The 24,740-nt window shown below is 43.3% G+C and carries 18 protein-coding genes; 6 read left to right on the top strand and 12 right to left on the bottom strand.

Going from position 1 to position 24,740, the window contains the following annotated elements:
- Nucleotides 1-8 precede the first annotated feature (8 nt).
- Entirely contained in the window at nucleotides 9-2,045 is a 2,037-nt protein-coding gene (locus tag ABIE26_RS19855; protein WP_310145134.1) for a hypothetical protein, read from the top strand.
- A gap of 45 nt (nucleotides 2,046-2,090) precedes the next feature.
- Here ABIE26_RS19855 and ABIE26_RS19850 read toward each other — a convergent pair whose 3' ends face one another.
- From ABIE26_RS19850 to ABIE26_RS19795, 12 genes are all read right to left on the bottom strand, one after another.
- Nucleotides 2,091-2,909: an enoyl-ACP reductase FabI gene (locus ABIE26_RS19850; protein ID WP_310145133.1), complete on the bottom strand. Its 819-nt coding sequence runs from the start codon at nucleotides 2,907-2,909 to the stop codon at nucleotides 2,091-2,093.
- A gap of 59 nt (nucleotides 2,910-2,968) precedes the next feature.
- On the bottom strand, nucleotides 2,969-4,630 hold the full coding sequence (gene recN, locus ABIE26_RS19845; RefSeq protein WP_310145132.1) for a DNA repair protein RecN: 1,662 nt from the start codon (nucleotides 4,628-4,630) through the stop codon (nucleotides 2,969-2,971).
- Nucleotides 4,631-4,735: 105 nt separating this feature from the next.
- Nucleotides 4,736-6,562, bottom strand: a complete 1,827-nt coding sequence (locus ABIE26_RS19840) for a M56 family metallopeptidase (RefSeq protein ID WP_310145131.1) — start codon at nucleotides 6,560-6,562, stop codon at nucleotides 4,736-4,738.
- 2 nt (nucleotides 6,563-6,564) lie between these two features.
- Nucleotides 6,565-6,948, bottom strand: coding sequence for a BlaI/MecI/CopY family transcriptional regulator (locus ABIE26_RS19835; protein WP_310145130.1), 384 nt, complete (start codon nucleotides 6,946-6,948; stop codon nucleotides 6,565-6,567).
- Between the two features lie 87 nt (nucleotides 6,949-7,035).
- Complete coding sequence (locus ABIE26_RS19830; protein ID WP_310145129.1) at nucleotides 7,036-7,944, bottom strand: DUF4835 family protein; 909 nt, start codon at nucleotides 7,942-7,944, stop codon at nucleotides 7,036-7,038.
- Between the two features lies 1 nt (nucleotide 7,945).
- Nucleotides 7,946-9,139 carry a bifunctional phosphopantothenoylcysteine decarboxylase/phosphopantothenate--cysteine ligase CoaBC gene (gene coaBC, locus ABIE26_RS19825; RefSeq protein ID WP_310145128.1) on the bottom strand — a complete coding sequence of 398 codons (1,194 nt, stop codon included), beginning with the start codon at nucleotides 9,137-9,139 and terminating at the stop codon, nucleotides 7,946-7,948.
- Nucleotides 9,140-9,162: 23 nt separating this feature from the next.
- Nucleotides 9,163-9,489 carry a DNA-directed RNA polymerase subunit omega gene (locus tag ABIE26_RS19820; RefSeq protein WP_084241569.1) on the bottom strand — a complete coding sequence of 109 codons (327 nt, stop codon included), beginning with the start codon at nucleotides 9,487-9,489 and terminating at the stop codon, nucleotides 9,163-9,165.
- Nucleotides 9,489-10,415, bottom strand: coding sequence for an outer membrane protein assembly factor BamD (locus ABIE26_RS19815; RefSeq protein WP_310145127.1), 927 nt, complete (start codon nucleotides 10,413-10,415; stop codon nucleotides 9,489-9,491). The genes ABIE26_RS19820 and ABIE26_RS19815 overlap by 1 nt, the downstream gene beginning before the upstream one ends.
- Nucleotides 10,416-10,524: 109 nt before the next feature.
- Complete coding sequence (locus tag ABIE26_RS19810; protein WP_310145125.1) at nucleotides 10,525-11,766, bottom strand: hypothetical protein; 1,242 nt, start codon at nucleotides 11,764-11,766, stop codon at nucleotides 10,525-10,527.
- Between the two features lie 34 nt (nucleotides 11,767-11,800).
- Nucleotides 11,801-14,644: a TonB-dependent receptor domain-containing protein gene (locus tag ABIE26_RS19805; RefSeq protein ID WP_310145124.1), complete on the bottom strand. Its 2,844-nt coding sequence runs from the start codon at nucleotides 14,642-14,644 to the stop codon at nucleotides 11,801-11,803.
- A gap of 120 nt (nucleotides 14,645-14,764) precedes the next feature.
- A complete protein-coding gene (locus ABIE26_RS19800) occupies nucleotides 14,765-15,649 on the bottom strand; it encodes an aldo/keto reductase (protein ID WP_310145123.1) in 885 nt (294 codons plus the stop codon).
- Nucleotides 15,650-15,820: 171 nt separating this feature from the next.
- Nucleotides 15,821-16,855, bottom strand: coding sequence for a LacI family DNA-binding transcriptional regulator (locus ABIE26_RS19795; RefSeq protein ID WP_310145122.1), 1,035 nt, complete (start codon nucleotides 16,853-16,855; stop codon nucleotides 15,821-15,823).
- 91 nt (nucleotides 16,856-16,946) lie between these two features.
- Here ABIE26_RS19795 and ABIE26_RS19790 point away from each other — a divergent pair, with 91 nt between their 5' ends.
- From ABIE26_RS19790 to uxaC, 5 genes are all read left to right on the top strand, one after another.
- Nucleotides 16,947-18,419, top strand: coding sequence for a xylulokinase (locus tag ABIE26_RS19790; RefSeq protein ID WP_310145121.1), 1,473 nt, complete (start codon nucleotides 16,947-16,949; stop codon nucleotides 18,417-18,419).
- Nucleotides 18,420-18,443: 24 nt separating this feature from the next.
- Entirely contained in the window at nucleotides 18,444-19,772 is a 1,329-nt protein-coding gene (xylA, locus tag ABIE26_RS19785; RefSeq protein WP_310145120.1) for a xylose isomerase, read from the top strand.
- Nucleotides 19,773-19,913: 141 nt separating this feature from the next.
- Nucleotides 19,914-21,431 carry a tagaturonate reductase gene (locus tag ABIE26_RS19780; protein WP_310145119.1) on the top strand — a complete coding sequence of 506 codons (1,518 nt, stop codon included), beginning with the start codon at nucleotides 19,914-19,916 and terminating at the stop codon, nucleotides 21,429-21,431.
- The gene (locus tag ABIE26_RS19775; RefSeq protein WP_310145118.1) at nucleotides 21,428-23,080 is read left to right on the top strand and encodes a UxaA family hydrolase; all 1,653 of its coding nucleotides are present in this window, start codon (nucleotides 21,428-21,430) and stop codon (nucleotides 23,078-23,080) included. Before ABIE26_RS19780 ends, ABIE26_RS19775 begins: the two co-directional genes overlap by 4 nt.
- 52 nt (nucleotides 23,081-23,132) lie before the next feature.
- Entirely contained in the window at nucleotides 23,133-24,533 is a 1,401-nt protein-coding gene (gene uxaC, locus ABIE26_RS19770; protein ID WP_310145117.1) for a glucuronate isomerase, read from the top strand.
- Nucleotides 24,534-24,740 lie beyond the last annotated feature (207 nt).

The raw sequence follows: 24,740 nt of genomic DNA, 5'->3' as shown, positions 1-24,740 counted from the left end.
CTATAACTATGTTAGTTTCAAATAAAATTGGCTTTAAAAGATTTATGTTTGCTGTTGTGCTGCTGCTTAATATAACACTGGTAAATGCACAGAACAATACCGTAAGTACCCATGCTGGGCCAAAAGGTATCTGGGTATTGTGCGGAAAGCAGCTGCCAAAGGATTTTACCTACAGGGTATTGCGCCAAAAAAATAAAGAAGCCTGGGTAAAACAGGTTGATTTAAGATTTCCTGAAAGTAAGGAGGAGCTGCGAGGCGAGCTGCTGAAGATTCAGGGGTTATCTGGTTTAACCGCCAGTCCGATGGCAGATGCCGGTCTTGAATTGGTATGGGACAGATTAACGGATGTACTTACGGTAAATTTACCCAATGAGATGTTAGAAAACTATCCTCTGCGTCAGGCAAATGGCACAGCTTGGTACGACAGTACTGCGGACAGTGCAATTGGTTACGCCTATAAAGTACAGGTGATAGGTAGTAAAGAGGAAGTGATTAGTGAAAGCAGTAGTAAAGAAACTTACTTTCCGGGCAAAAGCCCCGAAACAAATTTAAGCCCTCTGAGCATCAGATCTGTAAATGGCACCATAACTGGTGAATACAGTGTGGTAAACCGGGGTTTAATGAATAGCTGCAGGATTTTCAGAAGTTATTACCTGCGTAAAGGATTTGAAGAGGTACAGGGCGAACCCATTTTTTTAACCAGGGACAGTGCCTTGATCCTTCAGTTTACAGACAAAACTACCGTTGAGAAAGTTCCCTATACGTATGCCATTCGTTCAGTTGATGCGGCTGGGAATACAGGTGGTTTTTCTGCTGAACTGAGTGCCTTTAATGTCGCTGATAAAAGTATAATTCCCTCAGTAATGAATTTTAAAACCAGTTCTGTTGAGAAAGAAAAGGCCATACAGCTGAGCTGGAATTTAAAGGACAGTAAAGATGTGATTTCAATAGATATCTTTAAAGGGGCCGATTATGATGGCAATTATGTCAAAATTGCCAGCGTGTCTCCAAAAGATACGACTTATTTAGACCATTATGCAAACCCTGTAGAAACCTATTATTATACCATCAGGTTAAATGGTACCTACGAAAAATCGCCAGCTTCACCGCGTGTATCCGGTATATTGAAAGCCAGCAGTGGTAACTATTTTCCTCCAAAAAATTTACGTTTGATGCAGCGCAAGAATGTTGTAAATTTAGTTTGGGAACGCACAGAAGAGGATACCCGCGCTTATTATGTTTACCGTTCTGTGGGTAAAACGCAGCGGATGGAAAGGATAAGCCCTGTCATTATTACCGATAGCGCTATCGTTTCTTATACAGATACCCTGGCGAAAAATATGGGACCCGGTATGTATGCCTATGCAGTGAGTGATCAGAACACATCTTATGAACTCAGTGATTTAAGTAAGCCGGTTTTTGCGCATATTCAGGGACCTGATCCTTTGCCTGTTCCACATGATCTTACTGTAATGAATGAGGGAAGGGGTGTGTTGCGGGTTTCTTGGCCGGATATGCGCAACGAGTCTCCATTTGTGCAAGGCTATATGCTTTATCGCAGGGCAAAAGCTATAAATGACACGGTGACAGAGCCTTTAAAGCCCCTGGGGCTGGGCTTGCTGGATCCGGTTACCAATACTTACAGGGATAGTGCAGTTAAAACAGATATGGTTTATTACTATAGTTTAAGAACCGTAGGTAATGATGAAGAGACAATGAGCAGTCCGAGTTTGGAGGCTGGTATTACCATCCAACCACATGTTATAAACGGAGCGGCTAATGTCAGGGTGTTCCGTTCGGGTGCCGCAGTAGCTGTAAAATGGAACAATCCGGTAGGTGATGAATTAAAGTCGGTGAAAATAATCCGTAGTACCGAAGGGAGGGAAGAAACCGAAGAAATAGCCAGCCTGAATGCCACCACCGAGAATTTTGCAGATACCAAAGTTACTGTTGGCAATACCTATTACTATCAGGTACAGATAGAAAACAAGCTGGGAAAAAAGAGTAGAATGACGGATGCTGTCGGAATCAAGGTTTATGAATAGAAAATCCCCGCTGGTTGTGAACTGCGGGGATTTATATAAAAATATTTATTGTTCTTCCAGCCCCATTTTCTGCATCACCACATCACTTACCCCTGTTGAAGAGTAACCTCCATCGTGGAAAAGGTTCTGCATGGTTACCATGCGGGTAAGATCAGAGAACAGGGTGATACAGTAATCTGCACAGGATTCCGCATCGGCATTACCCAATGGGGCGATGGCGTTGGCATAATCATAGAAGTCGCCAAAACCTTTGATTCCTGTTCCTGCGGTTGTTTTGGTTGGCGATTGGGAAACGGTATTGATCCTTACTTTTTTCTCCAATCCGTAATGATAGCCAAAACTGCGGGCAATAGATTCCAGCATTGCTTTGATGTCGGCCATATCTGTATAGAACGGGTAGGTGCGCTGGGCAGCCATATAAGTTAGGGCCACTACACTTCCCCCTTCGTTAATGGCATCCAGTTTTTTTGCAACAGCAAGCATTTTATGAAATGATAAAGCGGAAACATCAATCCCCTTCATGAAATAATCGTAGTTGGACTCCACATAAGGTATCTTTTTGCGGATGTTAACGCTCATTCCTATGGAGTGCAGTACAAAGTCTATTTTGCCGCCTAATATTTCTTGTGATTGGGTAAACAGGTTGGTCAGTTCATCAACATTGGTTGCATCGGCTGGAACAATCTGTGAATTTGTTTTTTCAGCCAGGGCATTGATCTCTCCCATACGCATGGCAATAGGAGCATTGGTCAAAACAAATGTTGCGCCTTCTTCATGTGCTTTTTCGGCCACTTTCCAGGCAATTGAATTCTGATCTAATGCGCCGGTAATGATGCCGCGTTTACCTTTTAATAAGTTGTACATAGTATTTTGTTTTAAAACAGGCCGAAGTTAAGGAATTTTTCTTTTGCCCGAAGCCGCATCTAGCTTTTGTAGCCCAGCAGGTCTTTTGCATTTTCGAGAGCAGAGGCACCAGGGCTTTTACCACTCAGCATCTCGGCAATGGCAGCTATACGCTCTGTCTTGCTTAACCTGCGTATACCGGTCGTGGTACGGTCGGTTTCTTCGTTCTTATATACAAAATAATGGGCATCACCCTTGGCAGCGATCTGCGGAAGATGGGTGATACAGATCACCTGCATGTTTTTCTCCAGTTCGCCGATCACATCTCCAACCCGTAAAGCGGTTTCACCTGAAATTCCTGTATCAATTTCATCGAAGATCAGGGTAGGTAAAGAGGTATGTCGGGCCATAATGGATTTAATGGCCAGCATTAAGCGTGACAACTCACCACCGGATGCTACTTTACCAACAGGGGCAGGGGGCTGACCACTGTTTGCAGAGAACAACAGGACGATCAGGTCTTTCCCGTCTTTATTGAGTTCTGCGGTGGTTTGCTGTTCAATTTTTATTTTCGCATTGGGCATGCCCACCTGATGCAATATTTCTCCAACACTTTTTTCTGTAGTGCTGATGGCTTTTTGGCGGTTGCCAGACAAGGTTGCAGCCATTTGTTCCAGCTCCAGGAGCGTTTCTTTCAGTATTCTGGTTAGTTGGGTTATCTCCTCGTCGCTGCTCAGCAGATTGGCCAGGTTTGCCGATAGTTGCTCCTGTATTGCAATTAATTCTTCAATACTGCTCACTTTATGTTTTTGCTGCAAACCATAAATGAGGTCCAGACGGGTATTGATCTCTTCAATGCGTGCAGGATTAAAAACAATATTGTCTTCCAGAACGGATGTTTCTTCGGCTATATCCTTAATCTCTATAAGGGAAGAACGTAGCCGCTCATTGAGTTCTGCATAAGCAGGGTTAAATTTTTCTACACTTTGCAGCTGCCCTACCACTTCTTTCAAAATGGAAAGTACGGCACTTTCCTGCTCACTTAGTAAATGGTAACTGGTCAACAGGCTTCTTTTAATGCTTTCAGCATTGTTGAGCATTTGCAATTCGGTTTCCAGTTTTTCCTGTTCTGCCGGATGCAGGTTGGCATGCTCAAGTTCATTAAAGAGGAACTGCTCATAATCCTGTCTGTTTCTCGCTTCATCGGCCTTTGCCTGCAGCTCATTAAGGTGTTTTTGCTGCTGCTTATAGGTTTTAAAAAGGCTGCGGTAATCAGACAATAATATGGCGTGATCTGCAAGTGTGTCTACAACTGACAACTGAAATTCAGGATCACTGATTTCAAGCGTGGCATGTTGCGAATGGATGTCTATGAGCTGCTCTCCAATCTGTTTCATCACACTGAGTGTGACAGGGGTATCGTTGATAAATGATCTGGACTTGCCATCAGTAGAAATCTCCCTTCTCAAAGTACTTTCAGGATAAAAATCCAGATCGTTTTCTTCAAAAAGGGGACGGAGCAGATTGTTATTTAATAAGAACTGACCCTCAATAATACATTTCCTGTCCTGGTTAAAGAAATACTTTGTTTCGGCCCTTTGGCCCAGTATCAGCGACAGTGCCCCGAGCATGATGGATTTACCGGCACCAGTTTCTCCGGTGATGATGTTCAGGCCTTTGTCTGGTTCCAGTTCAACACTGTCAATCAAAGCGTAATTACGGATGGAAAGTTTTTGCAGCATATACACTGCTAAATTAGAAAAAGTTTAACGACGAACCACAAAAAAAGGCAGAAGATTATCTCCTGCCTTCAATTGTGTGTATGGTACTAAAAATTAGTACAAAGTTTAAAAAGGGGAATTGTCTGGCTGGCCCGCTTTTTTCTTTTTTAAAGCTTCAACTTCAGCTTCAAATTTCTTTTTTAGTTCTTTATACTCAGCTGAATTTTCCAGGGCCTTAGCTTCATCCAGTTTTTTCTTCAATTCTGGTGAAGAAAGGTAAACCTGTATCGATTTTGCTTTTTCCTGAGCATCTTTAATCTGGGCAGAAATATGCTCATGGATTAGTTTTGAATCTGCCTGAGTCTTTTTTGCGTCCTCGGCCATTTTTTTCTGGGCTTTTTTCCATTCTGGTGAGCTGAAATAAAGTTTAGCGTTTTTGCCCTGTTCCATTAGTTCTTTCTGCTGCTTTTTCCAATCTTCAGAGTTGAAATATTTGTGAATTTCCGCAGTTTGTTTCCTGATCAGGTCCTGTTGTTTTTTCCATTCATCCGAACTGAATTTTTTTGCCATGTCTTCCGACATTGCTTTTATGTTTGCCTGCCATTCTGGTGATTTCATGAAATGCATGCTTTTGCTGATGATGGTATCTAAGCCTGTTTTGAAATTGTAGTTCAGGTGAAAATTATCCATATCACTGAACGTCTCTTTTACCACCTCTTTTCTCAGGCTGTCAGGCATTTCCTTTATGGAATTGTACTCCTTTTTATTGCCTTGCGGGTCGATGGTAATGATCCTGAATTTGCGTTTTTTCTTTGTGGTATCCTGTTTTGCCTCGTCTGCTGCAGATTTAACTTCCTGTTTTAGCAGCGCCGGTTCAAAAGGGCTTTTTGCCTCCCGTTTTAGTGCGGGCTGTTTATGCGTTACACCTGGTTTTATAATTTCAGGTTCGGTTTTGGCAGGGCCGATCCATGCCAACGAAATTACAGTCGCTACAGTGAGCGTAATGGCAAAGAGCTGTTGCTTTGCGTTCATATAATTTGTTTTCATATCTGTGATTCTTTTAATGCGCTGGTAAAGGTGTTGTTGTTTGCCGCTGGCAGCCATAGATAAGGCAGGGGTAGTTTTATCTTTAAGTATTTCCAGTTTCAGCAGGGCGTGAGCATAGGTTAATGGCGTTCCTGTTAGTTTTAATACCAGGTCATCGCAGGCGTGTTCCCTTTCAATATTGATGAACCTGTTGCTTAACCAGATGAATGGGTTAAAGAACATCAGGGTTTCAATGGCTGTTTTTATCAGGTTTAAAAGGTAGTCGTTTCGGCGGATATGAGAGAGCTCATGGATCAATATGGCTTCTACCTGCCGGATGTCCAGTTGGGCAACCAGGGCCATCGGAAAAAGGACTATCGGTTTGAAATACCCTATCACCAATGGGATGTTCACGTGTTCGGAAAGGTAAAAACCAATAGGCCGCCGGATGCCCAGCCTGGCTGTCATTTCCTCAAAAATCTGCTCCCAGGAGGAGGGGACCTGATTTTTAACGGACTCTTTTAAAGCCTGTAGTCTTTTATAACCCGCAGCCAGGATGAGCAGCTGGAACAATATGCCGATACCATAGATAGCGGTAATGTAGGGGAAAAGCTGTTCAGTCTGGTTACTGAGTGTGGCTGGGAAACCAGTCATTTCCTGTGCTGCGTTTATTCCCTGTGGGGCATTGCCCATAAGCACTGGCTGGTTTTCAGCTGGCCATTTAAACACAGCGAAAAAGGTGATGCAGAAACCGGCAAACATCAGACACATGGCCCCATAGGCCAGGTTATGTTTTAATCTGGCCGTCAGGTTTGGAAAAAGACCAACTACCGCCAGTAATATTCCGTAAATAATTGCGGCCTGCCATAAGGAATGAAAGATACTCCATCCAATAGCTTTGATCAGGTTGTTTACAATTGCTTCCATTTTTATTGATTGCTTAATTCATCCAGATATTTTTTTATTGAATCAATCTCCTCCTTGCTTGCAGTATGGTTTCCCAGGGCCTGCATCACCAGCCTGGCAGCAGAACCGTTAAAAACATTGTCAATCATTTTATTGACCAGGTGCTGTTGTGTTTTTTCCTGGTTTACCAGGGGGCGGTAAATGTGTGTCTTCGATGAGGTATCTCTGGCAACCAGCCCTTTTTCATGCATGATCTGCATCAGTTTAAGTGTGGTAGTATAGCCCGAATCTTTATTTTTTTCTAAAACCTCATGCACCTCCCTTACCGTACAGCTGCCCTTGTCCCACAAGATTTGCAGGATCTCAAGTTCACTTTCGGTAGGCTTAGGGCTTGTTGCTGTTGTCATATCTATATCTACGAATTGTTTCGTAATCAAATATACGAATCTATTCGTAGATGCAAAATAATTTAACATTTTTTTACAAATCAGTCCTTAGCGACTGGCCCTTAAGGCTTCGTATTTATTTAGATTGGCCGGATCAACTTCAGATAAAAGGTTGTAAGCCTTTAGTTTATCCTGCGGATCAGGCAGTGTGGATATGACATTTACCAGTTCATCTGCTTTGGTAGCGAGGTACATGTTCGGAAAAATAGAACCCAGTTTCTGCTTGTCCATTTGTTTTAAAGTGGAAAGGAGAGAGATGATCTTTTTGGCACTTTTCGACTGATCTTCCTGCATGCGGTCCAGTCCGTTATAATGGTAATCGTAAATGAACTGTCTCAGTTCCTCGAAACTTTTGTTTTGCAGGTTCTCATTCAGCCAGTACCGGTTCCGAAGGCCGTCAAAAGCTTTCCAGCCTTTATTTCCGGATACCTGGGCAACATTTAAGATATTCTGCGCTTTGTTATAGAAATGTGTGCCCCCAAGTTTACTGAAACTATCCTTATCCAGGCCTATAATGGTGTAGGCATAAAAACTAAGCAGGGAACTTAAATTGGAAATGAAATTCTGATCAGAGAAGTCCAGGGATTGTCCTTCATTATAATTGAAGTCAAAATCCTTGTCACTGATGTTCAGCAGTGTACTGTTATACGCTGTATTGTAAACAGGGCGGCTCGACTGGATCTGCGCTTCTGCTTTATAAGCCGAACTGCCGTCCCATGCAGTTACTGTAATTACAAAATTGCACTCAATCCTTTCTGCCGGAGCATAAGCTTCATTACTCCACTTATTGTTATTTAAAAATTCGCGGATGGTATTCTGAAGGACTTCCAGGTTTTTTTTGTTGATATTGGGAACGGTAGGGGCCATTACCTGTACCCGGGTATTCAGTTCCTGTGCCTGTATCCAGCTGCAGCAGCAAAAAAACAATAGGAAAATGAATGAGCAGCGTTTCTTCATGCTATAACAATTTTAATATTTCATTACAAATGTCAACGGCAACCTCGCTTTTTGATTTCATTTCAAATACAGTTTTCTCAGCTGCTTTATTAAAGATAGTTATTTTATTGGTATCCTTTTTAAAACCGGCACCTTTATCGTTAAGCGAGTTAAGGACAATCAGGTCCAGGTTCTTTTTTGCCAGCTTTGCTTTGGCGTATTCTTCCTCATTCTCGGTTTCCAGGGCAAAGCCTATCAATAACTGTTTGTTTGTTTTTAATGCACCGAGGGTAGCCAGTATATCGGTTGTTTTTTTCAGATCCAGACTAAACTCGTTATTTGTTTTTTTGATCTTTTGGTCTGCCCTCGTTACCGGCATATAATCGGCAACTGCGGCGCTCATTACTGTAATATCGGCGGCGCTGAATTCAGCTTTGCAGGCTTCAAGCATATCTGCCGCACTAACTACGTCAATCCGGTTCAGCTCATAAGTGCTGATCTGGGAAGTAGGTCCCGTAACCAGGGTTACCTCGGCGCCTAATGCGGCAAACCTGTCGGCTATAGCGAAACCCATTTTACCTGAAGAATGGTTGCCAATAAAACGCACCGGGTCTATGGCCTCATAGGTTGGGCCAGCGGTAACCAAAATCCTTTTGCCGGTAAGCGGAAGAGCGGCCTGTATTTGCGTGGACAAAAATGCTGTAATTTCTTCGGGTTCGGCCATTCTACCCTCACCAAAGAGGCCGCTGGCCAATTCACCACTCCCGGGTTGTATCACCTGGTTCCCATAAGAAAGCAGCTTTGAAATGTTATTTTTTGTACTCTCGTGTTTCCACATATCCAGGTCCATTGCCGGAGCAAAGTATACCGGGCATTTGGCAGATAAATAGACAGCGGTAAGTAAGTTGTCGCATAAACCTGAAGCCATTTTAGCCAGGGTATTGGCACTGGCGGGGGCAATAACCATTATGTCGGCCCAAAGACCCAATTCTACATGGTTACTCCAGACACCGGTTTCTTCTTCAAAATATTGGGTGTAAACAGGATTTTTAGAGAGCGTAGCCAGGGTAAGCGGCGTAATGAAATTAGCCGCATCGGCGGTAAGGATTACCTTAACGTTTGCACCAGCCTTTACCAGTAACCTAACCAGTATAGCCGATTTGTATGCTGCAATGCTGCCGCAAACGCCAAGGATTACTTTTTTATTCTTAAGCATGGATTTAACCCCTATGCGTAGTCTTATTGTTGCTCTTTAGCAGGGTTTCTGAAGTAGACCTTATCGTTCAGGAATTCATCAATAGCAATTAAGCTTGGTTTTGGTAAACGCTCATAATGCTTGCTGATCTCAATCTGCTCTCTGTTCTCAAAAATCTCTTCCAGGTTGTCATTAGAAGAAGCAAATTCGGCCAGTTTGCCGTGTAATTCTTCTTTCATGTTGTTGGAGATCTGATTAGCCCTTTTAGAAATGATTACCAGAGACTCATAGATATTTTTTGTTTTCTGATCAAGATCATTAACATTTCTGGTTACCGTAGTATTCGGTACTGCTGGTTTATTCGTATTCATTATTTAATGGGTGTTTTTATTGTCTTTGTACTGTCCGATTTGGCATCCTTTGCCAACATTGCTTTATATTTTTCCTGATCTTTTGCCAACTGGGCAAGGAATTTTTTCGCGCTCTCTATTCCAGCCTGACTATCTTTTTTTAAAGCTTTTGCATCTTCAACCAGCTTACTCTGCGGGTGGCCTTCAATGAATTCGTCCGCATAGGTAATGGCCTCATTAAATCTGTCTTCCTGACGGGTCTCATAGCTGTTTTTTGCATAAGCAAATTGAGATTTGATGATCAGAAAGTCCATTTCTTCTGCATACTTAATGTCAGGGAAATCGATCTGTGCATTTTTTAATGCAATAACAGCAGCTTTATAATTGGTTACATCGTAACCGCCCAGATCGTAATAAAGCTTGGCATTTGTATAAGCTTTATCTTCCAGCTTGGCCCTTAACAAACCAATGTATTTGGCTGCATCTGCTGCACGTTCGCTTTTAGGGTAAAAGTTGATGAACAATTGTAAAGCGTCAATGGCTTTATAGGTATTCTCCTGATCCAGACTAGGGGCCGGAGAATCCAGGTAATAGCAATAAGCGCCCATATACCTGCATTCCTCAGCATATCTGCTGCTTGGATAGGTGTCGGCAAACGACTTAAACTGGTATCTTGCAGTGGTATAGTCCCTTAATTTATAAAGGGTCATCGCGTAATGGTAATTCAACTCCTCGGCTTCCGCTCTTCCCCTGTATTTCTGAGAAAGGTCTTCAAACAGGATCAAGGCCTTTGAATAGTTTTTCTTGTTATACAAGCGCATCGCCTCTTCATATTTTTTCTTTACGTCATTGCTCAGTCTGATCTTTTCAAACTGGCTTTTGCAGCCCGCAATGCTTAGGGCTATAATAATGAAACTGAATAGTAATACGTGTTTAATTTTAAACATTCTGCAAAGATAAGGTAATAATACGACAACGTCAATTAAAAATAACAGGACGCTAAGCTATGTAAAGGCTTTGACCTTAACAAGGCCTTAACACTTTTTAACACAAACCTTATTTCTGTGTTTCAATTTCCGGTACACCTATCCATTGCCATTTTCGTTTAGTAAAGCCCGGGTTCAAATCACCATCTATGCCAAACCTTCTGAGGTCAATTAAACGGGTACCCTTCCAGGACAGGTATATCCTGCGGATTGCTGTAATATCCTGTAAGGTAAGTGCCGGTGTTGCTGGCTTATTTGAGGCTCCCGATGCATCATACTTCAAGATAACCGAGTTAACAAGGTCTGTTGCATTTCCGCTCAGTAATCCCCTTGCCACAAGTTCGGCCCGGATCAGTTGCATTTCATCATAGTCGCTTACCAGTAAAGGATCCCTCTCTTTGAATAGTGTGAGCGACCAATGCCCTTTTGCTGCCTTTACTACCGGGTTCCTTGCTTTATCGGCTGTGGTTATCAATGTGCTTACCAATGTTGGATCAACAGCCGCATCCCTGGAATTGATGCTTAATGCGCTGAAAAATCCATTGCTTACTGTGCCTACTGTATTTAAAAAGCTGAAATTCTCTGCAGTACCGAATGATGAACCAATGTGTTGCGCGGCCAGCGCATAATTTCCGGTATGGATACCCAGTTTGGCCAATAACGAATGCAGCATTCTTTTTTTCGCATCGCTGGCTTGCGGAATGGCCTGTTCCCAATAAGCCTGGGCTTTGGCATAGGCTTCCTGATGAGATACCGCTTTATTGTCGGCATAAACTACTTTGTTGGTACTGCTTACACTAAAATAGTCGGCCATCAACAGCCAGGCATAGCCTGCATGTAGGCGGGCGTTTACCAGCGCTGCCTGTTTCACTTTCTGCTGATCTGCTTCGCCTGGGTTTAGCTGCTCTGCAATGCGTATGGCATCTTCAGCGCGTGCCCGATAGTTCTGAACGTTAGACCAGGTGCTGAAAAGGGAAGTGTTATCGGGACTAAGCTTATCTTCATCCAGTTCTTTATAAAAGGGAGAATTCGGTACAGCGGTAGAAGTGATCTCGTCTGCTATTGCTCCCGAAGCTACCAGTAAATCTGAAGCCGATGTAGCTCCTGCACGCCATACACCTGCTATTACCGGCCCGTAAACATAATTTCCTTTGTCAATTTTACCCAGCATGTCAATGCCGCTCAGTTGCGATTCGTCAATTGTATTGTCTGGCAATTTGGTGTCGTTTACCCATTTGTCGCATGAAGTAAGTAATGCGGAAACCACCAGTAGGGTTCCGATTTTCCAAAAACTCTTTATAACTGTTAACATACCTTTATGTATAATGATCTGCCTTCAGACCAGGTTAAAATCCAATATTTAAACTAAATGCATAGCTGCGGGGAGCCGGAACTGCCGTCCAGTCGCTCGATAAATAACTGATACCCCGGGTACGTTTGCTTCCACCTTGAGAGTCGATCTGCGGCTCGGCACCTCCATAATTGGTTTTCAGCCAAAGGTTGTTTCCCGTTACAGAAACGACACAGCGTTTTAACAAGCCTTTGGTTTGTGCTTTGGCCCAGCTGCCCAGGTCGTAAGAAAGTGTAAGGTTACTCAATCTGATGAAATCGGCTTTCTCAATAAAATTGCCACGAGGGCCGGCATATTTGGACAATTCATTTGCTGTAGCTATATAATCTGCTGATCCCGGAGTCTGGGTAGCCAGTTTTGCTTTTAAAGCTTCACTGGCTTTAAAGTTGGTACCCTGGCTGGCTACGTTACGCATCGAGATGTTGTAAACTTTTGCCCCCTGCGAATAGGTAAATAAAGATTGCAGGTGGAAGTTGCTGATCAACTGAAGGTTAAAGCCAAAAGAACCATTGAAGGTAGGGAAGGGTTTGCCCAGTACCTGAGGGGCACTTTCTTTGGCGCCGGTATACACACCACTGCCATTAAAAACTGCACCTTCAGCAACACCTGTATAGAATGCAAAAGCAGGTAATCCTTCGCGGATCAGGTTAACGGTATTCAATAACTCCCTGCCACCAGCATTTACCACTTCGTTCGACTGGTGGTTAAAGATGGCAAACAAGTCCAGACTGTGTTTCTTATTTGTACTGGTAAACAGACGACCGTTATAGGTTACCTCAATTCCCTGGCCTTTTATTTTTCCGATGTTTTCCGGATAGTCGCCGCTTAAGCTCGACGGCCAGCCCAAAGAAGGAAGTAATGTAGTATAAACAATGGCGTCACGGGTATTTTGCCTGTAATAAGTAAAGCCTATTTTTTGTTTAAAGATGGTAATGTCTGTTCCAAATTCCAGTTCTCCGGTTCTTTCGGGTTTAATGTCGGGGTTTCCTTTTCGTAACGGCCTCACTACGGTTCCGAAAGAAGAGTTTTCTACCAGGTAGGCAGTTTGTGCGTCATTTGGGTAGGGCAGGCGGCCCGATTCGCCATAAGCAGCCCTCAGTTTCCATTCTTCCACTTTGCCCTGCAGAAAACCCATATCAGCAATGTTGTAAGCTGCACTAACGGTAGGGTACCAGATGCTGGCCACATTTCTCCCGATCATGTTGGAAACATCCCTGCGCACACCTGCATTCACAAACAAACGATTGTCGTAATTCAGAAAAGCTTCTCCGTATAAACCATGCGTGCGTTTTTCAAAATAGGTGTCGGTAGTGCTCAGTATTTCGGCAGCTGAGGCGATATTGCTGATGCCAGGGGTAGCAAAATTCCGAACGCTGATGCCGTCTACCTTTTCTGTAGCGCGGGTAAGCTGCGAGAGTAAAGAGACATTCAGTTGCCATTTCGGATCAAAAACAAAGTTTCTGGACAATTTAAAATCCCAGTTCATGTTTTCATTTTTGCGGTTGCTCACCTGTTTGGAGCCCGTATTATTGGTGCCCTGCAGATAGCCATAAGGCAGATAGTTCAATCCGTCGATCTGGTTCAGGTCGAACCCCAGTAAAGTCTCCACTTTAATTTCAAGCGGTAGTGTATAACCCAGTTTCAAGCTACCTGTAAAACGGTCATTCTGATATTCTTTTTGAATGGCCCTCCAGCTTTCCTCACTAATAAAAGGCCATGGGCTCTGATCGCGCATCAGATTCCAGATGGCATCATCACGTCCCGAGGCCGACTGAGGGATGCTTAATTTTCCGTTCACATATCCTGCAGTTAACGACAATTTAAAACGATCTTTTGTAAACTCATATCCTGCACGGATGGTTTGCCTGTCATCGGTATTTCCGGGGATTATCCCGGTGTTTTTATTGGTGTTTGCCGAAAAGAAGAGACTGTTCCCCGGTTCAAATTGTGCAGTAAGGTTGGTATAGAGCTGATGCTGCTGTCCTTTAATGAAAAAGTCATTTAATGGACCATTATTTACAAACTGATCATATTTATTGGCCAGTTCATTGAAACCACCAGTATACTTTACATTTACAGCAACTCCCTTTTTAGTACTCAAACCACGCTTTGTCTGGATAATTACCACACCATTCGCAGCTTCTGCACCATAAGAGGCTGCCGCGGCCGGTCCTTTGATCACATCTATAGATTCAATGTCGTTCATCGGCAGATCGTTCAGGGCGCTCATGGCTTCCTGCGACGAATTCACATCAGCTGTGTTGCCATTATTATAGCGTACTCCATCTATAAAAATTAAAGGGTCGCGTTCCATGCTGAATGTAGCAGCAGAGCGGATGTCGAAACGGATGGGCATACCCACCTTACCATTGGTGTTGTAAACCTGCGCCCCACTGATCCTGCCGTTAACCAGACTAGCCAGGGATGCGGGGTTGGTGGTAGCTACGATATCAGCAGCGTTGATGTGATCCACATTGGTTCCTATAGCTTTTTTACTCCTGGAGTTGGCCAGACTCGCAGTTACCATTACTTCGTTCAGGGCCAAACCAGGCTCGAGATAAATCTCCTGTAAATCAGAAGGGACTATGGCATAATGTTTTTGAAAATCTTTATAGCCAACCATTCTGATTATCAGGTGCTCTCCGCCGTTTAGATGGATACTGAATTTGCCTTGTGCATCAGTAATAACACCGGATTTTGAGCGTTCCTTTGGCCACACACTTGCCCCCGGAATTTGTTGTCCAGTGGTTTTATCGTATAAAACACCCTTAATTAACTGCGCATTTGCAACCGCAGTCAGGCACATGAAAAAAACTAAAATCGTAAAAATTCTATTCATATAAAGCTTTGTCTTTATTCCCCTTCGCTCTTCTTATTTATTTTGAATCTAAATAAAAATAAACGCGCAAAGGTAACAATATCTTTAAAAAAGACAAGCCTTCTGTAGAATGATTATTGATTAGCTTCTGCTGATGTTATATAAGGCATACCAATCCTGATGATCCAGATCAATGGTAAATGCATTTGCTGCATTTCTTATCCTTTGTTCATTGGTAGTTCCAATAAGAGGCAATGCGCCAAGTTTTACCAGCCAGGCTACGGCAAGGGACTCAATATTTGCATTGTATTTGACACTTAGTTCTTCAAGTTTTTCACGTACTTTGACAGCTTGAGGGTCGGTCCCGGTAGCAATTCTGCCTTCCGCCAGCGGAGCATAGGCCAGAGGGCGCATATAACGCTGTTTGATATAATCTATCTGACCATTGTCCAGCGCCTGGGTGCTTAAAAGGTTCAGTTCAATATGGTTGGTTACTATGGGTTTGGTTAGATAAGAGGCCAGCAGCTGGTGCTGGAAAACCGTAAAATTAGCTACGCCAATGTTTTTAATTTTACCGGATTCCTTTAATTTATCAAGTGTAAGGGCGGTCTCTTCAAGGTTAGATATCGGATCAAGCGTGTCCAATAAAAAAATGTCCAGATAATCCGTCCGGAGTTTTTTCAATGAGCTTTCAATGCTTTTGGTGATGTGGGCGCAAGAGCTGTCGTAATGTCTTACCCTTACTTCAGGCGTCTGAGGATGTGGAACCCTTAAGCCGCATTTGCTGAACAACACCACTTCTTCTCTTTTAAATGCACCATCGGCCATCAGGTTACCAAAAAGTTCTTCGCAGGCAAAAGAGCCGTAACCGGCACTGTGTTCAAAAGTATTGATGCCCAGCTCAAGGCATAAATGAACCGTGCTCTTCAATACTGTTCCGGGATCCTTAACCTCGTCCCACCTGTAAAATCCATAAACTGCCGGAGAAACTTTTACGCCGGAATCACCCATGTAAACTTTTTGCATATGCTTTATCTTATTGTAACACGACCAATATGACCTTTTTTGAGAACAAATCAAAGATGCATTTTAAATTTGTTCTATGCTGACAGATAAATGTGCCTGGTACTTTAAGGACTGAAAGCTGTAGAAATAATATGGTCAGGCCTATCGGTAATGTCGCTTAAAGCAAAAGCTTCAAACATTACATTTGGAGGTAGATTTGCGAATGATCAGTTCCGGCTGTATGTTAATCACCTTATTCCCTAGACTTTCCGTTCCCGAACCCGCTTCGTCGAAGTAAAGGTTGGCAATGGTCTGGCCCATGGTAATGCTGTGCTGATCAATGGTGGTGATTGCCGGACTTGTGATCTCAGTAAACGCCTCGTTGGAATACCCGCAAATACCCAAAGTTTCAGGTACGGGGATATTCATTTTAGTGGCAATTTCAAGTACGCCTAAAGCCGAAAAATCAGATGTAGACGCAAAAATGGCATCAGGTGGCTGGGTAAGACTAAGCAGTTTCCTTGTGGCAGCTGCACCAAGCTCCTTGGTCCAGGCATTTTCTATAATCAGTTCTGGTATAACCGCAATGCCATGTTTTTTTAATGCTGCCAGATAGCCTGATTTACGCTGGCGAAATATATTCAGATTCTGAGGGCCTTCCAATAGTGCGATTCTTTTATAGCCTTCTTTAATCATATGGCTTACAGCTTCCATTGAGGCTTGTTCATTGTTATTGACTACCTTATAAGTATCCAGATTGTCGGCCACGCGGTCAAACTGGATCAGCTTAATCCCATGTTCAACAATACTCTTTAAATGGGTATCTTCTTTAAAGTCGGCACTAACTGAAATGACAATACAATTTACATGCTGGTTAATTAACGTATTCACACAGTCAACCTCCCGCTCGTAGGATTCGTTAGACTGACAAATGATCAGGCTGTAACCTTTTTTGTAAGTTACTTCCTCTATTCCGGCAATTACATTAGCAAAGAAATTCTGATTGATATGGGGAACAATCACACCAATGGTACGGTTATGCCCCCTGCGAAGATTTGAAGCAAGGCTGTTTTGCTTATAATTCAGTTCCCTGGCTGTGTCCAGGATCAGCTTTTTCGTAACCTCGCTGATATTGGAATCGTTATTTAATGCCCTTGAAACCGATGAAGCATTCAGGTTCAGTTTTTTTGCGATATCGTAAATGGTTGTCCTTTTATGGTTCTTCATACAGAAAGTAAATATGGTAAAATATATTTTGTGCAATCGATTGCAAATAATAAGTATTTGCTTATTTTCGTTTAACCAACTCTTAAAATGAATGCTGCTACTTGGTATTGATGTAGGTACATCTTCTATAAAAGTTTCTGTAATCGATGCAACCAAAGGTAATACCCTTGCTCATGCTATCTATCCCGAAAGTGAATCTGAAATTATCAGCCACTGTAAAGGCTGGGCCGAACAATCACCCGACTTATGGTGGGAGAACGTTAAAAATGCCATTGCAATTTGTAATGCACGATGCACTTATGATCCGGAAGATATCGCTGCAATTGGCATCGCCTATCAGATGCATGGCCTGGTGATGGTGAATAAAAAACAACAGAGCTTAAGGAACAGTATTATCTGGTGCGACAGCAGGGCGGTCGGGATTGGCGATAAAGCTTCCAATGATTTAGGAAGGGACTTTTGCCTGGAGCACCTGTTGAATTCCCCAGGAAATTTTACAGCTGCTAAACTGGCCTGGGTAAAGCAGAATGAACCCGAAATTTACGGAGAAATTGTGAAAGTAATGCTGCCCGGAGATTTTATAGCCATGAAACTGACAGGAGAAGTGAGCACAAGCGTTGCAGCATTGTCTGAGGGGATTTTCTGGGATTTCAAAGCAGGCAAGCTTTCAACTGAAGTCATGAGGTACTTTGGTTTTGACAATGCGCTGATCCCTGAAATAAAAGATGTTTTTTCTGAACATGGCCAGTTGACACAACAGGCTGCCAATCTTCTTGGTCTGAAGCGAGGCATACCAGTAACCTATAAAGCCGGTGACCAACCCAACAATGCCTTATCCTTAAATGTAACCGAGCCGGGAGAAGTGGCAGCTACTGCGGGTACTTCCGGTGTGATTTATGGGGTAACAGACCAGTTGCTGGCCGATAAAGCCTCACGTGTAAATACTTTTGCACATGTAAATCATAGTTCCTCCAGACAGCGCCTAGGCGTATTGCTGTGCATTAATGGTACTGGCAGCATGAACAGATGGGCTAAAGACAATCTTGCGCCCTCAATGGGATACGAAGCCATGAATGAAGCGGCAAAATATGTAAGCCCAGGAAGCGAAGGTTTACGCATACTGCCGTTTGGGAATGGCGCAGAACGCATGCTAAACAACAAAATAGTTGCTGCGCATTTGCAGCAGTTAGACTTGAACAAACACAGCAGTGCACATATTTTTCGTGCTGTTCAGGAAGGAATCGCTTTTGCATTCCGATACGGGTTGGATATTTTAAAAGAAAATGGAATGATCCCTGCAATAATCAGGGCAGGACGCTCCAATCTCTTTTTAAGTGATGTTTTTACGCAGACATTTGTGAATGTTACAGGTGTTCCTGTTGAATTGTACGACAATGATAGCAGTTATGGCGCTGCGATAGGCGCTGGTATCGGTGCCGGAATATTTACTTCTGCAAGTGATGCTTTCAGCAGTAAAAAAAAATCCAGCTTGATAGATCCGCAGGTAGACCTGGAAGCACAGTACCTGGACTGGAAGGAACTCTTAACAAAACAACTGACCTAATTTTAAACCTAATATTTATTACACATGATTACATGGAATTCAGAAGCAGAATACTTTAAAGGAATTGGCAAGATCGGTTTCGAAGGACAGGGTACAGACAATCCTCTTGCATTCAGATGGTACAATCCCGATCAACTGGTTGCCGGAAAAAAGATGAAAGACCACCTGCGCTTTGCCGGGGCCTACTGGCATTCCTTCTGTGGAAATGGTTCAGATCCTTTTGGCGGTCCGACTCATCTTTTTCCCTGGGATGTTAAATCCGATCCACTCGACCGTGCAAAAGCTAAAATGGATGCCGCTTTTGAATTTTTAAGTAAAATGAATCTTCCTTACTATTGCTTTCACGATGTAGATGTGATTGATTATGGTAATGATATCATCGAAAATGAGAAAAGAATGCAGCTGATGACTGATTATGCCAGGGCCAAACAAGCCGAAACCGGCATCAAACTGTTATGGGGCACCGCTAATCTTTTCTCCCACAGGAGATATATGAACGGAGCCGCAACGAACCCTGATTTTCATGTGTTGACGCATGCCGCTGCCCAGGTAAAAGCAGCGCTGGATGCAACAATAGCGCTAGATGGAGAAAACTATGTGTTTTGGGGAGGCCGTGAGGGGTATATGACCTTGCTAAATACTGATATGAAACGCGAACAGGAACACCTTGCAAAATTTTTGCATGCGGCAAAAGATTATGCCCGTAAAAACGGTTTTAGAGGTACTTTCTTTATCGAGCCCAAGCCTTGCGAGCCAACCAAACACCAGTACGACTATGACGCAGCGACAGTTCTTGGTTTTTTGCGGCAATACAACCTGCTCGATGATTTTAAGCTTAATCTGGAGGTAAATCATGCAACTCTTGCCGGGCACACCTTTCAGCACGAATTGCAGGTTGCAGCCGATGCCGGTAAGCTGGGCTCCATTGATGCCAACCGTGGCGATTATCAGAACGGATGGGATACAGACCAGTTCCCAAATAACCTTAACGAGGTTACCGAGGCGATGCTGATTATCCTGGAAGCCGGAGGGCTGCAGGGAGGTGGGATAAATTTTGACGCCAGGATCCGAAGGAATTCAACCGACCCTGCAGATCTGTTTCATGCACATATTGGTGGAATGGATACCTTCGCCAGGGCGCTGCTAATTGCCGATAATATCCTACAGCACTCAGAATACAAAAAAGTTAGAGCGGATAGATATGTCTCGTACGATAGTGGAAAAGGCAAAGTATTTGAAAAGGGGGGGCTGAACCTTGAGGACCTGCGCGATTATGCATTGTCAAATGGAGAACCGAAGACAATCAGTGGAAAACAGGAGTATCTGGAAAACCTGATCAACAGGTACATTTAAAACGGATGCCGGCAATAGCACTCTAATTCACCTTCAACGCAAACGTTACCGATAACGTTTGCGTAAATAATTACCCCAAAACAGGGTTTTTAACTAGTAATAATTGCGTAGAATTGTTTTGCGACCTTATATAAGAACAAAATGATTTTATCAAAAAATGCTTTAAACAGCATAAAAGCTGCTAACCTTGAGCTTCCCCGGGAAGAGTTATTTAACCTCCCTGAAAAAGTACTGCAATTCGGAACTGGTGTGCTGTTGCGTGGTCTGCCCGATTATTTTATAGATAAGGCCAATAAACAGGGATTGTTTAATGGCCGGGTGGCCGTGGTAAAATCAACCAGCAAAGGTGGGACAGCAGAATTTGAGGAACAGGATGGTTTATATACTATATGTGTAAGGGGCATAGAAAACGGGCATCCCGTTGAAGAAAATATCATCTCGTCAGCCATCAGCCGCGTGCTTGTTGCTGATCAGCAATGGGGCGAAATATTAGATATTGCGGTTTCGCCATTGTTAAAGGTTATTGTCTCCAACACCACAGAAGTAGGCATACAACTGGTAGAAGAAAGTATCCATCAAAAAACGCCAGTATCTTTTCCTGCAAAACTATTGGCTGTTTTATATGCCCGCTATGAGTCGCTGGGTGAAAGTGCAGATGCTGAACTGGCCGTAATTGCAACTGAACTGATATCAGATAATGGAAAAAAGCTGGAGACCATTGTGCGCCAGCTTATCACTTTTAACCAACTGGAGGGGGCATTTGTGAAATGGCTGGATACAAAGGTCCATTTCTGTAATTCACTGGTTGATCGTATTGTGCCGGGTAAGCCCGATACTGCGTCATTTGAGAAGCTGGAAGCAGAACTTGGGTATAAAGACCAGCTGCTGATTATGGCCGAACCCTACAGGCTTTGGGCTATTGAGGGAAATCAGAAAGTCTCTGAACTTTTAAATCTTGAAGCGGCAGATCATGGTGTTATTGTAAGACCGGATATCGAGATATTTAAAGAATTGAAAGTACGTTTGCTGAATGGTTCACATACACTTACATCCGGTATCGCTTACCTGCTGGGTATTGATACTGTAACCAAAGCCATGAACAATGAAGCAACGCGGAATTACGTAAATGAACTGATGATGCATGAGATTGCGGGGGCCATTCCTTATAAAGTGGCTGAGGTCGAAGCTATGGCTTTTGCCAATACCGTAATAGATCGCTTTGCGAACCCAAGCATACAGCACCTGTGGATCAACATTACGTTTCAGTATACCATGAAAATGAAAATTAGAATACTACCTGTTCTGCTAAACTACTATAAACTGTTTCAAAAGGTACCATCACACATTGCCTTTGGCTTTGCAGCATTTTTGCTATTCATGAAATCAGATAAAAAAGAAGGTAACCAGTACTTTGGGAACTACAATGGTCATACCTACGCCATAACCGATGATGAGGCAGAGTATTTCTACAGTGCAGCACAGCAAAAAGAATCTGATTATGTAAATTTAATGTTGATCGACAGAAAGTTGTGGGGCGAGGACCTCTCTGCATTGGCAGGTTTTAATGAAGCTGTAAAAGATAATTATAACAATATATTGAAATATGGTATGGCTGGTGCTCTGGCCAGACTTGATCAGACATTAGAAGTATCAAAATGAAACAGAGAATATTAAAGGTTCATCCTAAGGATAATGTGCTGGTTGCGCTTGCCGACCTTGTTAAAGGAGACGAAGTGGTTTATGAAGGTGAATCTTATTTGCTGACAGAAAACGTACCGGCCAAACATAAGTTTACGACTACCGACCTGGCCGCCGGAGATAAAGTAGTCATGTATGGCGTTCTGGTAGGTAAGGCCCAGATGGACATTCCGGTGGGTTCTATTTTAACCACGGCCAACATTAAACATGCGGCAACTGAATTTAATACAACTGATGTGCACGTAGACTGGCATAAACCTGATGTTGAAGCCTGGAAAGATAAAACCTTTCAAGGCTTTCACCGTGCGGATGGGCAGGTAGGAACGGCCAATTACTGGCTGGTGATTCCGATGGTTTTTTGTGAGAACAGGAACCTGGAAGTACTACAGGAAGCTTTGATGAATAACCTCGGCTATGGAAGAAATGAAACTTACCAGCAGCAGGCCAAAGAACTGATGGCCCTTTATGAAAAAGGTGCCGGTGTAAGTGAAATCCTGAATGCCCAGCTTACCTATTCGGAGCAAACCCAAAAACAGAACCGCATGTTCCCCAATGTAGACGGGATCAAGTTTTTAACGCATACAGGTGGCTGTGGCGGTACCCGTCAGGATTCAGAAACCTTATGTGGATTGCTGGCCGGATACATTACCCATCCCAATGTAGCAGGAGCAACAGTGCTGAGCCTGGGTTGCCAGAATGCTCAGGTAAGTATCCTTAAGGAAGAAATAGAGAAAAGAAGCAGAAATTTTGATAAACCTATATATATACTGGATCAGCAAACTATAGGTAAAGAGTCGGAGTTGCTAAGCCAGGCCATAAAGCAGACTTTCGCCGGATTGATCCAGGCCAACGCCAACGAAAGAAAACCGGCGCCCTTAAGTAAATTGTGTATCGGCCTGGAATGTGGTGGTTCAGATGGTTTTTCAGGTATTTCTGCCAACCCGGCAATTGGTTACGCTTCAGATCTGCTGGTTGCACTGGGCGGATCGGTAATCCTTGCTGAATTCCCGGAACTTTGTGGGGTAGAACAGAACCTGAGTGACCGCTGTGTAGATAAGGAAGATGCCGAGCGCTTTGAATACCTGATGAAAACCTACAGCAAAAGGGCTACGGAAGCAGGTTCTGGGTTTGATATGAACCCTTCACCGGGCAACATTAAGGATGGCCTGATCACCGATGCCATTAAATCGGCCGGAGCCGCCAAAAAAGGGGGAACCTCTCCGGTAGTTGCAGTATTGGATTATCCTGAAAAAGTATTTAAACCCGGATTAAACCTGTTGTGTACACCTGGTAACGATGTGGAATCTACAACAGCAGAAGTAGGCTCAGGTGCAAACGTGGTGCTTTTTACAACCGGACTGGGTACACCAACCGGAAACCCTATCGCACCAGTGGTCAAAATATCAAGCAATACCAAACTGTTTAACAAAATGAGCGATATCATCGACCTGGATACAGGGCCGATTATTGAAGGTGAAGAAACCATAGAGCAGGCTGGGAGCAGAATTTTAAACTATGTGATTGACGTAGCCAGCGGGGTAACCACGGTAAGTGCTGTGCGCCACGTTCAAGACGATTTTATTCCATGGAAGAGAGGGGTTTCGTTATAAAGAGACCGGAAAAACATTGAATGAAGAGCGTAATACCTTATATAACTATTGTATGAAGAAATTTTTAGACGAGAATTTTTTATTGGAAAGCAAAACAGCCCAGTCGCTGTACCATGATTTTGCCAAACAGATGCCGGTGATAGATTATCATAACCATTTGATCCCTGAACAAATGGCAAATGACATCAATTTTGAGAACATTACCCAGGCCTGGCTTTATGGCGACCATTATAAATGGCGTGCCATGCGTGCCAACGGTATAGATGAATATTATATTACAGGCGGAGCCTCTGATCTGGAAAAGTTCAAGAAATGGGCCGAAACCGTTCCTTATACTTTAAGGAATCCCTTATACCACTGGACCCATCTGGAACTGCAAAGGTATTTTGAAGTGTATGATGTCTTGTCGCCCGCCAACGCCGAGCGTATTTACAATGAATGTACTGCCAAACTTCAGACACCAGAATATTCTGTGCTGAACCTGCTGCGCAAAATGAATGTGAAGACATTGTGTACTACGGATGATCCGCTGGATAACCTGGAATTTCACCAAAAACTTAAAAACGATGGTGTAGACATTAAAATCTTCCCCGCTTTCAGACCTGATAAAGCCATGAATGCAGATGATATTGCAGGTTTGAATGCTTATATCAATAAGCTTGCGGAGTTGTGGGGCTCAAGAATCAATAACCTCGACGACTATCTCGCAGCGCTGAAGGCCCGCCATGATTATTTTGCAGCCAATGGCTGTACGGTTTCGGACCACGGGCTGGAACAGATCTATGCTGAAAATTATACCCTCGAGGAAGTAAAGGTGATCTTTGTAAAGATCCGGAGCAATACTGCGCTGACTTTAGAAGAGGTACTGAAGTTTAAATCAGCCATGCTGTTCGAATTTGCACTTTGGGACCATGAAAAGGGTTGGGTGCAGCAATACCATCTGGGCGCTTTAAGAAATAACAACGACAGACTGCTGACTCAGCTGGGACCTGATACGGGGTTTGATTCGATCGGTGATTTTAGTCAGGCCAAACAATTGTCGCGTTTCCTGAATAACCTGGACGGTCAGAACCGATTGGCAAAGACCATACTGTATAACCTTAATCCGGCCGACAATGAATTAATGGCAACCATGATCGGTAACTATAATGATGGAACAGTTGCAGGTAAAGTGCAATGGGGTTCGGGCTGGTGGTTCCTCGATCAAAAGGACGGAATGATCAAACAGATCAATACGCTTTCTAATATGGGGCTGTTGAGTCGTTTTGTAGGGATGCTGACCGATTCCAGAAGCTTCCTTTCTTATCCGCGCCATGAATATTTCAGAAGGATCTTGTGTAACCTGTTTGGAGAAGATGTAGAAAAGGGTGAATTACCGGACGATAGGGAATGGCTTGGAAAAGTCATTCAGGATATTTGCTACAATAATGCGAAGGCGTATTTTAAGTTTTAGGACTTGGTGTAAGCTTACTTTTTATTAATTTTAGATTGGCCCTTAAGACCTGAAAGTTTTAGGGGCTTTTTTTATGTGGCACCTGGAGGTGCTATTTTCTTCACAAAGCGCGTGCATGTTCACATCTTGTTCACCCCTGCTTCACACCAAAGCCACAAAAGGGTACCTTTTTGTGAAGAAAGTGTGTAGAATGTGTGTCTGATGTGA

It is taken from the genome of Pedobacter africanus (assembly GCF_040548825.1).
GTDB lineage: Bacteria > Bacteroidota > Bacteroidia > Sphingobacteriales > Sphingobacteriaceae > Pedobacter > Pedobacter africanus_A.
The sequence above is the reverse complement of the archived record's forward strand: the minus strand, read 5'-3'. Positions and strand labels throughout refer to the sequence as shown.

What these genes read in the sequence shown, in the direction of transcription:
- ABIE26_RS19855 (WP_310145134.1), top strand. Translation starts at nt 9, where the DNA reads ATGTTAGTTTCAAATAAAATTGGCTTTAAAAGATTTATGTTTGCTGTT.
- ABIE26_RS19850 (WP_310145133.1), bottom strand. Translation starts at nt 2,909, where the DNA reads ATGTACAACTTATTAAAAGGTAAACGCGGCATCATTACCGGCGCATTA.
- recN (WP_310145132.1), bottom strand. Translation starts at nt 4,630, where the DNA reads ATGCTGCAAAAACTTTCCATCCGTAATTACGCTTTGATTGACAGTGTT.
- ABIE26_RS19840 (WP_310145131.1), bottom strand. Translation starts at nt 6,562, where the DNA reads ATGGAAGCAATTGTAAACAACCTGATCAAAGCTATTGGATGGAGTATC.
- ABIE26_RS19835 (WP_310145130.1), bottom strand. Translation starts at nt 6,948, where the DNA reads ATGACAACAGCAACAAGCCCTAAGCCTACCGAAAGTGAACTTGAGATC.
- ABIE26_RS19830 (WP_310145129.1), bottom strand. Translation starts at nt 7,944, where the DNA reads ATGAAGAAACGCTGCTCATTCATTTTCCTATTGTTTTTTTGCTGCTGC.
- coaBC (WP_310145128.1), bottom strand. Translation starts at nt 9,139, where the DNA reads ATGCTTAAGAATAAAAAAGTAATCCTTGGCGTTTGCGGCAGCATTGCA.
- ABIE26_RS19820 (WP_084241569.1), bottom strand. Translation starts at nt 9,489, where the DNA reads ATGAATACGAATAAACCAGCAGTACCGAATACTACGGTAACCAGAAAT.
- ABIE26_RS19815 (WP_310145127.1), bottom strand. Translation starts at nt 10,415, where the DNA reads ATGTTTAAAATTAAACACGTATTACTATTCAGTTTCATTATTATAGCC.
- ABIE26_RS19810 (WP_310145125.1), bottom strand. Translation starts at nt 11,766, where the DNA reads ATGTTAACAGTTATAAAGAGTTTTTGGAAAATCGGAACCCTACTGGTG.
- ABIE26_RS19805 (WP_310145124.1), bottom strand. Translation starts at nt 14,644, where the DNA reads ATGAATAGAATTTTTACGATTTTAGTTTTTTTCATGTGCCTGACTGCG.
- ABIE26_RS19800 (WP_310145123.1), bottom strand. Translation starts at nt 15,649, where the DNA reads ATGCAAAAAGTTTACATGGGTGATTCCGGCGTAAAAGTTTCTCCGGCA.
- ABIE26_RS19795 (WP_310145122.1), bottom strand. Translation starts at nt 16,855, where the DNA reads ATGAAGAACCATAAAAGGACAACCATTTACGATATCGCAAAAAAACTG.
- ABIE26_RS19790 (WP_310145121.1), top strand. Translation starts at nt 16,947, where the DNA reads ATGCTGCTACTTGGTATTGATGTAGGTACATCTTCTATAAAAGTTTCT.
- xylA (WP_310145120.1), top strand. Translation starts at nt 18,444, where the DNA reads ATGATTACATGGAATTCAGAAGCAGAATACTTTAAAGGAATTGGCAAG.
- ABIE26_RS19780 (WP_310145119.1), top strand. Translation starts at nt 19,914, where the DNA reads ATGATTTTATCAAAAAATGCTTTAAACAGCATAAAAGCTGCTAACCTT.
- ABIE26_RS19775 (WP_310145118.1), top strand. Translation starts at nt 21,428, where the DNA reads ATGAAACAGAGAATATTAAAGGTTCATCCTAAGGATAATGTGCTGGTT.
- uxaC (WP_310145117.1), top strand. Translation starts at nt 23,133, where the DNA reads ATGAAGAAATTTTTAGACGAGAATTTTTTATTGGAAAGCAAAACAGCC.